This window comes from Mucilaginibacter sp. R-33, from assembly GCF_049949235.1.
Classification (GTDB): Bacteria; Bacteroidota; Bacteroidia; order Sphingobacteriales; family Sphingobacteriaceae; genus Mucilaginibacter.
Window position 1 is genome coordinate 3,788,403 of the sequence record NZ_CP188089.1, and the last position, 14,707, is coordinate 3,803,109.

The window sequence follows — 14,707 nt, forward strand, 5'->3', positions numbered from 1 at the left end:
AATAAAGTTTACAGGTAGATGGCCTGATCACCGGTACGGGCGGGTTCACTTACCACTTCCGATACACGTTTGGCAAATATGGTTACAGATTCGGTTATCCGGTTTTCTGTAATATTAAGGTCCGGGTCGATAAAGTGGCGTTGCTTAAAAAACGATGGCTTGATATAAAAAATCCACTTATAGCTTTCATTATTATCAAGCTTATACTGCACCGTTGATTTTGGAAATTTAAGGTTATAATCATCAATAAACTTTTGAAACCACTGGCCAAAATTCATATTTGGCGGTGCTTTGGCCTTTACTTTAAGCGGTTCAGGATCGTCGGTGCTTTTATACAGATCGAGCTCGAGCACCATCAGCCTGTCAAAATCCAGGTGTTCCATGCTGATCTCTTCAGGCGTACGGGGATATTGCCAAACCTTGTAAATTTCGAGCGGGATACTTAAAAAGGCGATGTACCCCCACCAAAAAACCGGCGGTAATAAAAATATCAGAATACTGGTTGAAGCCCACAGGCCATATTGCATATCATTAAGCCAGTTAAATGCCAGCTTGAAAAGAAACATCCCCAGCAAGCATGATATTAAAGAAGCCACGAGGAAAAACCATTTTTTATCAAGAAACTGATCTTCATGGTATTTGCCTGCAAGCCAACTGTAAAATACACCCATACCTAAATATATCAGTTGGCAAAATAAGTACCCCCACGGCATAAACTGCATACCTAAAAAGCCCAAAAAGCCCGGAACTCCCAATATAACAGCCGTTAAAAGTAAAGTGATGATAAGGCGCCTGTTACTTAGGTATTTGTTTTTCTTGTTCACCACCGACATGATCAGCGCGGCAATGAAGAACAGGACAGGAGCTATCAGATAACTTATAAAAAACGATTTAAGGTTCATGAGTATTAAATATGTAGGCCGGGCAGCTATCTTATATTAATTTCAATTTAGTATAATCAATTACCGATAATATTGGTTATTGTTTTGGATAGCATCAATTATTTAAATCACAAATGAGAATAAAAAAGCCTAATCAAATTGATACCGACTTTAAAGCGGCAGCTATAGCGGCCGAAATTATTGAAAATGAAATGGTTAGTACCGGTGATGTAATGATACTGCCCAAAGGCCCTAAAAAGCGTGCCTATGATAAGGAGATAGCAGGCATAACCGTTGATAAAAAAAGTGAAGGTAAAAAACAGGTAACCACCATTTGGGTTAACCGCGATGGCTTTTATGATATGCTGCCCGAGGGATTGTTTCACCGGCCGCCTGCTTCGAGTGTGATGATCACCGAGGAGGACATGATCAAAGATATTAAAGCCCGCCGCGAGGAAGAAAAACAAACCCGCCGCTTTTTTGCCCCATTTGAGGCCGAGCTTAACTATTTCAGAACACTGGTCGAGCTTTATGAAAGCCGGCTCGACAAAAAAAATGAATACGATGAGCTGATCAATATATTTTTAACGGAATGGCAGGAGTTTGAGTGTTTTACAAAAAAGCAGATGCTTATTTTAATACATGTTTTACCTGTAATACATGAGCAGCGCAATAATATAAATTTTGTAAGCAGTATCATTAATATGATGTTCAATGTACCCTTATCATTGCATTACAAAACGGTATACCCGAGGCAAAATACCATTATAAATGGCGGAACAGCCCTTGGCGCCGGTACTTTAGGTGTAAACTTTATTGCCGGGCAGGTTATTGAGGCCGAGCGAAAATTAATCATGAACATAGGCCCTGTAAGCGCCACCCGGATGCTGGAGTTTTTACCCGGCACATGTGCTGCAAAAGCTATTGATGTATTATTATCCTACTTTATACCTTTAGGCACCGACGTGCAATTTAACCTCCTTGCCGATCCTGCCTCGCAAAAATTGGTTATCGGCGGAGCAGGGGCCAATGCTACGCTTGGTTATACTACTTATTTAGGGTGATGATGATACGAATCTCATTTTTACACCCCAGAGTGTGTTTTGAAATGACTTTCATATATAATTACCTCTTCGCCTGCTTCAACAGCCAGTGGGCGACATCATTCACTGCCTTGTCATTCTCATACCCGGCAGGCAACCTGCCGTTCACATATTCATTGTAAAGCCACGGATCGCCAACAGCTATTACTGTCCCCTTACCATATTTGGCAGATGCTATGATCGTAGCATCATCTTTATTTTTAAGTACAGGTACGGCAGTCCCGGCTAAACCTATCGAACAGGCATCTTTCATAAAAACCTTAGTAGCTGTTTTCAATACCGGATTGTTTTTTACATACACAGCACCATCCTCAAAATGAGCATCATCAATTACATGGTTTTGCAGATCGTTATTGAAATGCATCCCGAATTTTGCAGCAAGGTTATTGAAATGAGGCAGCTCCACATTAACGCTGTCGTTAGCCATCAGCAGCAGCACACCACCTTTTTTTACCCAGGCAGCAATTTGCTCAATATCATCTTCCTGGATATAGTTTGGGTTCGGGCTCTCCTTTTTAGTATCAGGGTCAACAATTATATAAACAGATGAACCTTTCAGGTTTTCCAATGTAGGCGCTGTGCCAAGGGTATCCAGCTTAGCGCCGCGGCGTGTAAAAGCCTCGCCAAAAATCTTGAAACCGTTGTTGTCCGTTTCATCCCACAGATAATGAAAGCGTTCCGGTTGCCCGTTTACGCCCTTGTGCACCTCGTGGTTAAAATAATAATCGAGCGTTACAGTTTGACCGCTTGCGGCAAAGCCGGCAAGAGAGAACAGGGTTATAAGGGATAATCTTAGTTTCATAGTGGGTTTATTATTTGGTTAGCCTGTGGTAGGTGTTATCACCATACATTTTAACTTTTCAGTCTATTTTCCAGGTGTTCAATTTTTTTAGGTGTAAACACTTTCGCTTGTTTTCAAAAAAAACAATACTGATAATCAACAGGTTAACTTTAGCAAAAAGCACCTTTTTAGCAAAAATAAACACGTAACCATTGATAATCAACAAGTTAATATTTTACAAGATCAAAAATTGAACACCTTGTTTTTTAAAAAATTGAACACTTTGTTTGTGCCCAATTTTACAGCCATATATCTCAGCGGTCATGCTGAACTTGTTTCAGTAACCGTCATGTATGAAGCCGGCCTTAACAATGGGATCCCGAAATAAATTCAGGATGACCTTAGTTATATTAACTCCCTAAACTCCTCCAAAAATCGAGAACCCGCCGTCGACGCAGATCATCGAACCGGTTACAAATACCGAGGCATCGCTCAGCAACCATACCAGTGCTCCTTTCAGTTCGTCGGCATGGCCAAAGCGTTTAAAAGGTGTTTGTTTGATCACCAGCTCGCCCCTTTGGGTATAACCGCCTTCGGGTTTGGTGAGCAGGTAACGATTCTGTTCGGTAAGGAAAAAACCCGGTGCCAACGCGTTCATCCTTATTGAATCACCATAACGGTTGGCCAGCTCAACCGCAAACCATTGGTTATAGCAATCAACAGCGGCCTTGCCTATATTATAGCCTAATACCTTGGTTATGGCGCGTTTTGAGTTCATTGACGATATATTAACGATGCTGCCTTTACCCGTTTTGGCAATGGCTTCGCCGAAAACCTGTGTAGGGATCAGTGTACCCCAAAGGTTCAGCTCCATTACTTTTTTCATGCCATCGATATTCATTTTAAAAATATCCTCATCGGGCTGTAAAACGCCCTCGGGCATGTTGCCGCCCGCACCGTTCACCAGGCCATCTATCCTGCCAAAAGCTGCCAGCAATTTATCTTTGGCGGCTACCAGTTCAGCCTCGTTCATTACATCGGCTACCAGTGCTATGGCTTTGCCCCCGGCTGCATTTATCGCTTTTGCGCGCTCTTCTGCTACCTGGGCATTACGACCAAGAATGCCTACCGCGCCCCCCGCCTCAACAATACCATCTATAAATGCTTTGCCTAATATGCCTGTTCCGCCGGTTACTACAATTACTTTTCCGGCTAATGAAAATTGATTCTCCACTTAAACTATATTTTTAAGGTTGATGTATAATTATTTCAGATCTGTTATAGCAATGGCGTCCATATCGGTGTAATCGAGGTTTTCGCCTGCCATACCCCAAATAAAGCTGTAATTTGCCGTACCGCTGCCCGAGTGGATGCTCCACGGCGGCGATACCACGGCATCGTAATTATCCATGGTGATATGCCTTGTTTCCTGTCCTTCGCCCATGTAATGAAAAATCTTCTGGCCTGCCGGTACGTCGAAATAAAAATATGCCTCCATACGCCTGTCGTGCACGTGGGCCGGCATGGTATTCCAAACACTGCCTTCATGTAATATGGTAAGGCCCATTACCAGCTGGCAGCTCCGTACACCTTCCAGGTGAATATATTTATTGATAGTGCGTTTGTTTGCCGTTCCTACCGAACCCAGTTCAACCTTAACCGCATCGGCGTGGGTAAGCAGGGTTGTCGGGTATACCGCGTGTGCCGGTGATGACAGCAGGTAAAATACAGCCGGCACTGATGGATCGGCACTTTCAAAAGTCACGTTTTTGGTTCCTTTACCAATGTACAGGCAATCAAGCTTATTCATTTCAAAGGCTTGTCCGTCGGCTTTTACTACACCGGCACCGGCTACGTTAATGATCCCGATCTCGCGGCGCTCTAAAAAATATTCGGCGCGCAGGTTTGGGTAATTTGGAAGCTCAAGTGTTTTACTTACCGGGTTGGCCATACCTACAATCATCCTGTCGTAATGGGTATAGGTACAATTGATCTGGTCGGGCTGAACCTGTTTATCTATCAAAAATCTTTCGCGTATGGTAGTGGTATCGTAGCTTTTAAAATCCGTTGGGTGGACGCTGTGTATTGTTTTCAAAGCAAATGTTGTTTTAGAAAATCTTTTGTTAATAAATACAATTCTACAATCTTATAAACGATTTCAAAAGCCATTTAAGCCTTATTTTCACTCCAACGTTATAGTGATAACACGATTACTAAACCATTTAAAAGCTAAACTATAACGTTAAAGTAAATATTTAACAGATCATATATCATTTTAATTAATTAAGCTTGTATAATTGATACTTAATGAGCTGCCGAACCAGGGCAACGCCAATTCAATAACCGGTAAACTATAAACTATGAAACAATTATCAGCCTATAAAAACATCGCGCTACTAACCGTCTTTTTGCTTGTTGCAGGCATTGTTAATGCCCAGCAGCAGGAGCTTACAACTAAAAGCGCAAAAACATGGGTAAAAAGCCGCATCTGGGCTAATGGCTTAAAGCTTAAATTAAACTCATCAACCAATAATCTCGAATTTGCAAAACAATATGCCGCCAATAAAGCGGCATGGGATAAGGCTTTTGAATTTCTGCGCGAACGAAATCTTGATCAGATAGCTCCCGGTAAATATCCTATAGATGGCGATAATGTTTATGCATCCGTTACTGAAGGCCCTTCTAAAGAGTTTGAACAATCGGCCTGGGAATCGCACCAAAACTATATCGACCTGCAATATGTGATCAAAGGCAAGGAAAAAATCGGTGTTGCTCCCATTGAAAGCCTTACCGTTACCAAACCCTATGACCCGGCTAAAGACGGTGCCAACTACAGCGGGGAGGGTAAATACTACACCGCCACTCCAGACGAGTTTTTCCTGTTTTTCCCCGGCGATGGCCACCGGCCTAACATCAAGGTTGATGGCTATGATAAGGTAAAGAAATTGGTTATTAAGATAAAGGAGATAAAATAAACCTCTGATCAACCCCCACTAACGTCATTGCGAGGTACGAAGCAATCCCTAACTGTACAGGGCGGCCCTGCTCGTCGGGGATTGCTTCGTACTTCGCAATGACGCTTTTTTTATAATTTATCTACCTACACCTGCACCGTTTTCACCAGCTTCCGCACATCAAATCCCTGTCCTGCAGCCTGTACTACCAACTCATTATAGATCTGTTCATCAAGTGTTGAACGCCGGCTCAGGATCCATAAGTAATTTCTATTCGGGTGCCCTACCATGGCATAGCTGTAATCATCAGCCAAAGCAATGATCCAGTATTTACCTTTAAAGGGCCATTGAAACTGAATATCAAGTTTAGCATTACTCGTTTTATCAGCTACAACAGCGCGGCCTTCGGCAATTTTTATTTTATTCTCTTTTATACAACGGTTTTTAACAATGATACTGCCATCAGGAGCCAGGCCGTACGCGGCTGACGTAAAAGTGCATCCTGATTCAAACCATTGCGGGAAAGCGGCAATTTCAAACCAGGAACCAACATATTTTTTCAAATCGACATAAGGAACAGTTTCAAGCGGTTTGCAGCGGGTTGCCTGTAAGGCTAAAGCAGTTAAACCTAATGCTACAGAGGTTGCAATGATCTCTTTCTTCATAAACCAATAACGCCTGTTATGCCCAAAAAGTTTAAAACAAAAGCATATTAACGGCAGCCAAACACCATATCATTATTTAATTACCTTTGCGCCAAAGCATTATTTTTATAACATGCCCGGTAAAACAAAGATCAGTATTTTAGGCTGCGGCTGGTACGGCAGCGCATTGGCTAAAGGGTTAATTGCCGATGGCATGCAGGTAAAAGGCTCAACCACTTCTACCGCAAAAATGGATAACCTGGCTGCTTTGGGCATCCGGCCCTATGTAGTAAACTTTTCGCCGGGCGAGGAAATATATGATGCCGATTTTTTTGATTGCGATATTTTGTGGATATCCATTCCGCCCAAAAGCCGCAGCGGTGAGGGTGATGTTTTTTTACAGAAGGTTAAAGGCATTGTCCATGCCATAAAAAGGTTTGCTATACAGCAAGTGATTTTCGTCAGTTCCACAGGGGTTTATGCCGATAACAATAGGCACGTGAATGAAGAAACCGATCCCCAGCCCAATACCGAAGCCGGCAGGATATTATTTGAAGCTGAGAACCTTTTACGTGCCGAGGATAGTTTTAAAACAACCATTATCCGTTTTGCAGGATTGATTGGCCCCGGACGCAATCCCGGCAGGTTTTTTGCCGGTAAAAAGGAGATCCCTAACGGTGACGCGCCGGTGAACCTCATCCATCTTGATGATTGTATCGGCATTAGCAAAGCGATATTGGCGAAAGAGGCATTCGGTTATCTTTTTAATGGATGCTCGCCGGTTCACCCTGCTAAGGCTGATTTTTATACACAGGCTGCTCTTGATTCGGGCTATGAAAAGCCGGAGTTTATAAGGGAGTTGAAGGAATGGAAAGTTGTGGAGAGTATAAACGTTGGACCGGTATTAGCTTATCAATACCAGGTCTTGATTTAATGACGCAGGTTTAACTCTGTGCAGGCAAATCCCCTCTTGAGAGGGGCGTGGAGGAACGAGCGGTAGCAGAGGTGTGTTTCTGCGATAGGCTTATCAAAGCAGAAACACACCCCTCCACCCCTCTCAAGAGGGGAATCGCACATTCCCCTGCCTTTCATCCCTTAAACAGCGGCTGTTGAGTGGACACTTGAACTTGCGATAATCGTTAAAACACCGGCGCTTTCTTCGTATTCCCCATCACAAATACCAGCTTCCCCCCTTTCATAATATCCTTATGTGTAATATATTCTTTGGGGTAAGGTTTACCATTTAAGCTGATGTTTTGCACATATTTATTCTCTTCGGATAGCCCCTTTGCTTCTATCACAAAACTTTTGCCGCCAGGTAAAGCAATGCTAACCCTATCTAATAGCGGCGCACCAAAAACATAACGGCTATCTGCCGGATTAACGGGATAAAAACCCATAGCAGTAAAGATATACCAGGCCGACATTTGTCCGCAGTCATCATTGCCAGAGAGGCCATCGGGTTTGTTTATATAAAACTGGTCGGCAATTTGCCTTACCAGTTCCTGTGTTTTGGCAGGGTTCCCGGCAAGCGTGTACAAATAAGCCACATGATGGTTAGGTTCGTTGCCATGTGCATACTGGCCTATTAACCCGGTAACATCAAGCGTTGAGCCTTTTCCAAACACTTTTGAATCCATAGTAAACAATGAATCCAGCTTGCCCGAAAATGCTTTTTTGCCGCCCATGAGTTTAATCAAACCCGGAATATCATGCTGAACCTGCCAGGTATATTGCCAGGCATTGCCTTCGGTATAGTCACCACCAATGGCCAGTTGGCCACTGTCTAAATTGGCAAAAGGCTGTATCCATTCGCCGTTTGATTTTCGGCCACGCATCAAACGCGTGCTTTTATCAAACAGGCTATTATAAAACAGAGATCGTTTGATGAAATAATTGTAATCACTTTGTTTGTTCAGCGCCTTGGCTAATTGAGCGGCGCACCAATCGTCGTACGCGGCCTCCAGTGTACGGGAAACAGCTTCGCGTTTTACAGTATCTGATGGCAGGTAGCCGTAACGCAGATATAGGCTCCAATCGTATTTTGGATTTTTATTATGTGTGAGCGTGTTTTTAATGGCAGCAAATGCCTTTTGCCGATCAAAACCTTTAATCCCTTTCAGCGCGGCATCTACAATTACCGGTACGGCATGGTTACCGATCATGGCGTAGCTTTCCTTACCCCACAGCGTCCAGATTGGCAGCATACCTGCCACGCCGTTGTGTTGTAACATGCTCTCTACCATTTGCCCGTCTTTTTCAGGACGAATAATAGTATACAGTGGATGGGCGGCCCTGTAAGTATCCCATAATGAAAGCGTAGAATAGAAAACTTTATCAGCGGATCGGTGTACCAGGCTGTCGGCTCCACGATATTGACCGTCAACATCCGCAATGTTGTTAGGCTGGATCAAGGTGTGGTACAGGCTGGTATAAAATGCTATTTTCTCTTTTTTGCTGCCTTCGGCTTTAAGTTTACCAAGATTATTTTCCCATGTACGGGCTGCTTCCGTTTTTACCTGTTCAAATGTTTTGTGCTGTGTTTCGGCCAGCAGGTTTTTATGCGCACCGGCAATACTTACGCCCGATACCCCAACTTTAGCTTCAATAGCTTCACCGGGTTTCAGATCGAAATCCAATATTAAGCGGCGTTTATTATCGCCATCAATAAAATGCTGCCCGGTAAATGGGCGGTTAAAAACAGCCGTGAAATATACTTTTTTATTCACCCATTGGCTGGTGAAGGCATAACCACTGATAGTTATTTTGCTATCGATAGTGATCTCCCCGTCAGAAACATGCTCAGCCAATTGCTCCGGGCTATCAACCAGTCCGCTTTGCATATCAACAAGCAAATGTGCTTTACCGGCTTTTGTAAAAGTATACCGGTGCAAACCAGTATGGGCAGAAGCAGTTAGTTGAGCTTTAATAATGTTATCGCCCAAAATCACTTCATAATAACCGGGCGATGCTTTTTCTTCCTGATGAGAAAATTTGCTTTGAAACTTTTGAGGTTGATCGCCCTGAAAGGGAAAAAACAGCACATCTCCTAAATCAACACCACCTGTACCGCTTAAATGGGTATGCGCGAAACCGGTGATAACGTTATCTTCGTAACGATATCCCGAGCAGTAGTCCCAACCAAAATTCCCTGTCTCAGGACTAAGCTGAACCATACCAAAAGGCACCGTAGCGCCCGGAAAGGTATGCCCGGTTGCGGAAGTGCCAATGAAGGTGTTTACGTATTTATTATACGATTGCGCATTAACCTCAACAGCCAAAGTCAACACTAATAAAACGGCAATCAACTTTTTCATGACCTTTTACTATTTATATTCAATTGTCTTTTTTAACACAACATCTTCGGTCGATCGTGCTATCATCACATCAAATGTACCGGGTTCGGTTACCTGTTTCATTTGATTATTCCAGATAGCGATATCTTCGGGCTTTACCGTAAACTTTACCGTTTTGGTTTCGCCGGGTTTAAGACTGATCTTGTCAAAACCCTTTAGGGCCGTTACAGGCGTAGTTACCGAATTTACCTTATTGCCCAGGTACATTTGTACCACTTCCTTACCGGCCATGCTGCCGCTGTTGGTTACATCTACCGAAACCGTTATAGTCTCATTTTTTCCGAACGACGCTACCGATACCTGCAGATTACTGTATTTAAATGAAGTATAGCTCAACCCATAACCAAAGGGGAACAGCTCATCCGGCGATGAAAAAACATAGTCTTGTCCCGGTTTTTCGGTTGAACCTGGATTGTGATAAAAACCTTTGTTGGATGCCACATGATTATAAAAAACCGGGATATGCCCGGTTGACTGCGGGATAGATACCGTAAGCCTGCCTGATGGGTTTACCTTGCCGAACAGGATGTTGGCAATGGCATTACCTCCCCTTTCGCCGGGATACCAGGCCTCCACAATAGCCGGGAGATTCTCTTTTTCCCAGCTGATGCTTTGCGGCCTGCCGTGTACCAGTACTAAAATTACAGGTTTACCTGTTTTATAAACAGCCTGCAACAGTTCACGTTGTACACCATCGGGATCAATGTCGGTTACATCATAACCTTCGCCGCAGGTGAACGGGTCTTTAGGCTCGCTTTCGGGTGCATGCCCATCCCAGCCTACGCCGGAGAATACCACGCTGGTGGTGCCCAAAACCACTATTACGGCATCACTGTTTTTTGCTGCTGTGACGGCTTCGGGAAAGCCGCTTTTGTCCGGGCCCGACAGGGCACAGCCTTTAGCATAATTGATCTTTATTTTATTGCCGGTCAACTGTTTTATGCCAGCAAGCACTGTTGAGCCCGAGCGGCTGTCGCGGGTTGAACTGTAATCGCCATACTGAACCTGGTTGGCATTAGGGCCGATTACCGCCAGCGATTTCAGGCTGTTCATATTGAGCGGTAAAAGCTGTTTATCGTTTTTAAGCAGGATGATCGATTCCTCGGCTATATGTTGGGATAAGGCGATATGATCAGGCGTGTGTACCCGTTTTTTTAGCGCTGATGTATCGGGCAATGCCTTTTCAAACAAACCTGCTTTAAATTTTATAGTAAGAATACGGGCAACAGCGCTATCAACCAACGCTTCTTTTACTTTTCCGCTTTTCACCAGGCCAATCAGTTTATTATATACATCGGGGCTTGGCGCTTCCAGGTCAACCCCGGCGTTCAGGCCGATTGGAGCGGCGCCTTCAGCATCTTTAGCAATATGATGAAAAGTGTATAAATGTTTTAAACCTTCATAGTCCGAAAAAACATAGCCTTTAAAACCCCATTCCTCCCGCAATATGGTTTGCAGCAGGAAATGGTTGGCATGTGCAGGCACACCGTCAATTTCATTATAGGCCGGCATCACGGCGTAAATATTTGCCTTTTGCACGGCATCTTTAAAAGGCGGTAAAAACATCGACCGTAGCTCCCTTTCCCCTACTGATGCCGGGGCTAAATTGATACCTGCTACAGGGATGCTGTAGGCCGCGAAATGCTTGGCTGTACACATCACTTTGTTTTTACCAATACCGTTTATTGTTTGCGAAGGATCACCCTGCATCCCAATTACAAACGATGTACCCATCCTGCTTACGAGATATGGGTCTTCGGCATAACATTCCTCATTACGGCCATACCGCGGGTCGCGGATGAGATCGAACAAAGGCGAAAGCGCCTGGTCAACTCCTGACGAGGACGCTTCATAAGCGATCACCGAACCCATTTTTTCAATCAGCGCCGGGTTCCAGGTACTACCTTGCGCAATAGCCTGTGGAAAGATGGTAGCGCCTGCTGCCAATTGCCCATGCAGGCACTCGCCTATTTGTATAGGCGGGATACCAAGTCTCGTTTTTTCTTTAGCATATTTTTTTGCAGCGATTGAGCGTGATGCTATATCATTGATATTGGTAAAAGGGCTTTCGCAAACACCGTAAGCAATTGGGTTTTGCATAGAGCCTTTTAACGAGTTCATGCTCATCTGGCCCACCTTTTCTTCCAGCGTCATACGGCTTAGCAAGTCTTTCACGCGTACAGGCACAGGTGCCTTGGGGTCTTTATAAACCTGCGCGGCTGCGATGTTAATTACAAAAGCAAACGCGGTAAACAGGCATAATTTCTTTTGCATAGTATCCAGATATTTAATTTTCAAATGTAGAGACGCATCACATGCGTCTCCCACATGCAAAGCATCGTTGCTTGTCCTCCTCGCCGTTGTTGGTGTTGTCACCAACAACTTTTCATGCAGCATTTCAGAAAATAAAAATCATAGGAGTTGTTAGTGACAACACCAACAACGGCATATTTTCATCATGTTCCCTCAGGGTCTCTCGCAGAGGATCCTGAGGTTCTTTGCGTTCTAAACATTTACCAGGATAAAGAGCATGTCATTGCGAGCGTAGCGCGGCAATCTCGTAGCCAATACATGTCTGCTCTGTATAACTACGAGATTGCTTCGTCGTTCCTCCTCAATGACATGGTTTTTTAAACCAATAATTTCAACTGATCTGCATCTTCCGTACACTTATGATGTTGTCGCCAACAACGGCATAGAAACCGATTTTATCCCCTCAATGCATCAAATAAAACTTAGGATAAAGCTTTTCCCCTCCGGCTACCTTCAATTCTATCAGGGTTTGATTCTCATTAGCTTTATCAGCCATGTAATATCCGCTTAAAGCATAGATGCCTTTTTTCAAATGTAATAGAGCTTTTTGCGGTTCTACATAAGTATTCAGCCCGGGTTTAATTACCGGTACTTCATCCAAAAACAAAGCGGGGCTAACCTCAAAACCGGTAGTTAATTCATAATCCGCTTCCTTGTCTATTTTGATAAGGCCTTTAATTTTAACCCAGTTGATAAAACCTTCGGTTGCAATTTTAACGGGTACAATCAGGCTTGTTTCGCCGGTTTCCGTTGGCTTTTCATTTCCCAGCTTATCTATATCGCGTTCCCTCGTTTTAAAAACCTCGTAAGCCATACCGGGTTTGAGGTTAGCAACTTTTTCATGTGCAGGCTTGATATTCACCCGCCTGATGCTGGCCATCTGGCGAATGTGCTGATCATTCAATGTCCAGGTGGTGAAGGTTCTTAAACCGATGCTGTCTTTTAAGGGTACATTAATGTTTACCGGGAAAGGTACAGCCGGGCTATTATTATCCGGCATTTTGCCGTTTAACGCGTACCGAACTTTAGCTCCTTTCAGCGGGTAGCTCAGCGTTAGTTTAAACCGGCTTTTATTGGTAATTACGTTGTCTACGCCGTCAATATCAGGCAGACGGGCGTTGAAATCCCACAACTTAAACAGGCCGTACTGGTTTTTCATTTTCCAGCCAAAGCGCTCCAGGTCTTTTTCATTTTTCGGGCTCCAGGTGAGTTCGGCTACGGCGAGGGCACGGGGGTAAACCATGTATTGCAGGTGCTGCGCGTTGGGCACCTTTTCGTTCCAGATATTGCCCTGGGCACCTAAGATATACTCGGCTTCGGCATTGGTTAGTTCTTTCGACTGCGGCTCATAATTATAAACCATTTGCCAGGTAACCGGCGGGTTCCAGCCTATCGGTTCCAAATCTTCGTTAGCCTGCGGAGCATCAAAGTACATGTATGGCAGCGGCGTCATTACTACATGATGATGCATCCTGGCGGCAGCTATGCCCCCGGCTTCACCCTGCCAGCTCATTACTGTTGCGGATTCGGCAAGGCCACCCTCTAAAATCTCATCCCAACCAACCAACTTCTTATTTTTTGACAGCAGGAACTTTTCTATCCGTTTAATAAAATAACTCTGTACTTCTTTTTCGCTTTTCAGGTGCTCACGTTTCATTAGAGCAACTGCTGTAGGGCTTTTGAGCCAATCGGCCATTTCGGCCTCATCACCGCCAATGTGAATGTATTGGTTCGGGAACAGCGCTATCACTTCTGTCAGCACATCTTCCATAAATTTGAAAGTATATTCACCCGGGTCAAGCATCCGCACACGGTGTTTAGCCCCTGTCGAATCCTGGCAGCCCAGTTGCGGGTAAGCAAAAATAGCAGCCTCGCTATGGCCCGGCATTTCAATTTCGGGCAGGATGGTCACAAACCTGTCCTGCGCATATTTAATCACATCCCTAATTTCATCCTTGGTATAAAACCCGTCGCGACCGTCATCTATCAGATTGTCCAGCTTACGGAATTCGCCCCGTTTGGCATAGTAGCTGATCCTGGCACCAACTTCGGTAAGGCGCGGATATTTATCAATCTGGATACGCCAGCCTTCATCGTCGGTTAAGTGCCAGTGAAACACATTCAGTTTGTAATGTGCCATTACATCGATGTATTTTTTCACTTCATCAACCGTAAAAAAATGGCGGCTTACATCCAAACTCAGACCACGCCAGCCAAAACGTGGCTGATCGGCTATGGTACAGGCGGTAACTTTTAGGGGCGCAGTTTTATCTGTCGGCAACAACTGAATTAATGATTGTACCCCGTAAAAAACACCAGCCCCGCTACCGCTGATACTTACCGATGCAGGATTTATATTCATGGTGTAGGCACTCTCAGCATTAGACCAAACATTGTTTAACCTGATGGCTGTTTTGGCAGGGATCTTTTCAAAAACTTTCACCATTGTTTGCAGGCCATAGTTTTGATTAAGGTAATCCTGCAGGTATTTGCCTATTGGTTCTGTCTCTTTATTAACCCCGATCACGGCAGACTTACTTAAAATAAAACTGCCCTTCCCTGCTTTTAAACTCACCGGCTGCGGGATAATATGAAACTGTGCGTTTACCGTTATTGCCAATAAAAGCAGTGAGGTGAATAGTAAAATATGTTTAAAAGATAGTGTTTTCTTCATT

At 44.1% G+C, this 14,707-nt stretch carries 11 protein-coding genes; 3 read left to right on the forward strand and 8 right to left on the reverse strand.

Annotated features, from left to right (window positions below; translation table 11 throughout):
• Positions 1-8: 8 nt before the first annotated feature.
• Entirely contained in the window at positions 9-902 is an 894-nt protein-coding gene (locus ACP26M_RS15650; RefSeq protein ID WP_426581266.1) for a TssN family type VI secretion system protein, read from the reverse strand.
• A 113-nt stretch (positions 903-1,015) separates the two neighbouring features.
• On the opposite strand from ACP26M_RS15650, the gene ACP26M_RS15655 reads away from it, so the two are divergent.
• Positions 1,016-1,945: a type VI secretion system baseplate subunit TssG gene (locus ACP26M_RS15655; protein ID WP_426581268.1), complete on the forward strand. Its 930-nt coding sequence runs from the start codon at positions 1,016-1,018 to the stop codon at positions 1,943-1,945.
• Positions 1,946-2,006: 61 nt separating this feature from the next.
• On the opposite strand, the gene ACP26M_RS15660 is transcribed toward ACP26M_RS15655, so the two are convergent.
• From ACP26M_RS15660 to kduI, 3 genes are all read right to left on the reverse strand, one after another.
• Positions 2,007-2,786, reverse strand: a complete 780-nt coding sequence (locus ACP26M_RS15660) for a DUF4350 domain-containing protein (protein ID WP_426581270.1) — start codon at positions 2,784-2,786, stop codon at positions 2,007-2,009.
• Positions 2,787-3,183: 397 nt separating this feature from the next.
• On the reverse strand, positions 3,184-3,999 hold the full coding sequence (locus tag ACP26M_RS15665) for an SDR family oxidoreductase (RefSeq protein ID WP_426581272.1): 816 nt from the start codon (positions 3,997-3,999) through the stop codon (positions 3,184-3,186).
• Between the two features lie 30 nt (positions 4,000-4,029).
• A complete protein-coding gene (gene kduI / locus ACP26M_RS15670) occupies positions 4,030-4,860 on the reverse strand; it encodes a 5-dehydro-4-deoxy-D-glucuronate isomerase (protein WP_426581274.1) in 831 nt (276 codons plus the stop codon).
• A gap of 265 nt (positions 4,861-5,125) precedes the next feature.
• Between kduI and ACP26M_RS15675 the strand changes: the two genes are divergently transcribed.
• Positions 5,126-5,740, forward strand: a complete 615-nt coding sequence (locus ACP26M_RS15675) for a YhcH/YjgK/YiaL family protein (protein WP_426581276.1) — start codon at positions 5,126-5,128, stop codon at positions 5,738-5,740.
• 125 nt (positions 5,741-5,865) lie between these two features.
• Here the strand turns inward: ACP26M_RS15675 and ACP26M_RS15680 are convergent, their stop codons facing one another.
• Complete coding sequence (locus tag ACP26M_RS15680) at positions 5,866-6,384, reverse strand: lipocalin family protein (protein WP_426581278.1); 519 nt, start codon at positions 6,382-6,384, stop codon at positions 5,866-5,868.
• A 112-nt stretch (positions 6,385-6,496) separates the two neighbouring features.
• Between ACP26M_RS15680 and ACP26M_RS15685 the strand changes: the two genes are divergently transcribed.
• Positions 6,497-7,297 (forward strand): SDR family oxidoreductase, encoded by an 801-nt coding sequence (locus ACP26M_RS15685; RefSeq protein WP_426581280.1) that lies wholly within the window; start codon positions 6,497-6,499, stop codon positions 7,295-7,297.
• 205 nt (positions 7,298-7,502) lie between these two features.
• On the opposite strand, the gene ACP26M_RS15690 is transcribed toward ACP26M_RS15685, so the two are convergent.
• From ACP26M_RS15690 to ACP26M_RS15700, 3 genes are all read right to left on the reverse strand, one after another.
• Entirely contained in the window at positions 7,503-9,680 is a 2,178-nt protein-coding gene (locus ACP26M_RS15690; protein WP_426581282.1) for a GH92 family glycosyl hydrolase, read from the reverse strand.
• A 9-nt stretch (positions 9,681-9,689) separates the two neighbouring features.
• Positions 9,690-11,993 (reverse strand): glycoside hydrolase family 3 N-terminal domain-containing protein, encoded by a 2,304-nt coding sequence (locus tag ACP26M_RS15695; RefSeq protein WP_426581284.1) that lies wholly within the window; start codon positions 11,991-11,993, stop codon positions 9,690-9,692.
• A gap of 442 nt (positions 11,994-12,435) precedes the next feature.
• Positions 12,436-14,706: a beta-N-acetylhexosaminidase gene (locus tag ACP26M_RS15700; RefSeq protein ID WP_426581286.1), complete on the reverse strand. Its 2,271-nt coding sequence runs from the start codon at positions 14,704-14,706 to the stop codon at positions 12,436-12,438.
• Between the last annotated feature and the right edge of the window lies 1 nt (position 14,707).

Excerpts from the sequence above, each read along its gene's own strand:
- ACP26M_RS15650 (WP_426581266.1), bottom strand. The coding sequence starts at position 902 with ATGAACCTTAAATCGTTTTTTATAAGTTATCTGATAGCTCCTGTCCTG.
- ACP26M_RS15685 (WP_426581280.1), top strand. The coding sequence starts at position 6,497 with ATGCCCGGTAAAACAAAGATCAGTATTTTAGGCTGCGGCTGGTACGGC.
- ACP26M_RS15680 (WP_426581278.1), bottom strand. The coding sequence starts at position 6,384 with ATGAAGAAAGAGATCATTGCAACCTCTGTAGCATTAGGTTTAACTGCT.
- ACP26M_RS15660 (WP_426581270.1), bottom strand. The coding sequence starts at position 2,786 with ATGAAACTAAGATTATCCCTTATAACCCTGTTCTCTCTTGCCGGCTTT.
- ACP26M_RS15690 (WP_426581282.1), bottom strand. The coding sequence starts at position 9,680 with ATGAAAAAGTTGATTGCCGTTTTATTAGTGTTGACTTTGGCTGTTGAG.
- ACP26M_RS15675 (WP_426581276.1), top strand. The coding sequence starts at position 5,126 with ATGAAACAATTATCAGCCTATAAAAACATCGCGCTACTAACCGTCTTT.
- ACP26M_RS15700 (WP_426581286.1), bottom strand. The coding sequence starts at position 14,706 with ATGAAGAAAACACTATCTTTTAAACATATTTTACTATTCACCTCACTG.
- ACP26M_RS15655 (WP_426581268.1), top strand. The coding sequence starts at position 1,016 with ATGAGAATAAAAAAGCCTAATCAAATTGATACCGACTTTAAAGCGGCA.
- ACP26M_RS15695 (WP_426581284.1), bottom strand. The coding sequence starts at position 11,993 with ATGCAAAAGAAATTATGCCTGTTTACCGCGTTTGCTTTTGTAATTAAC.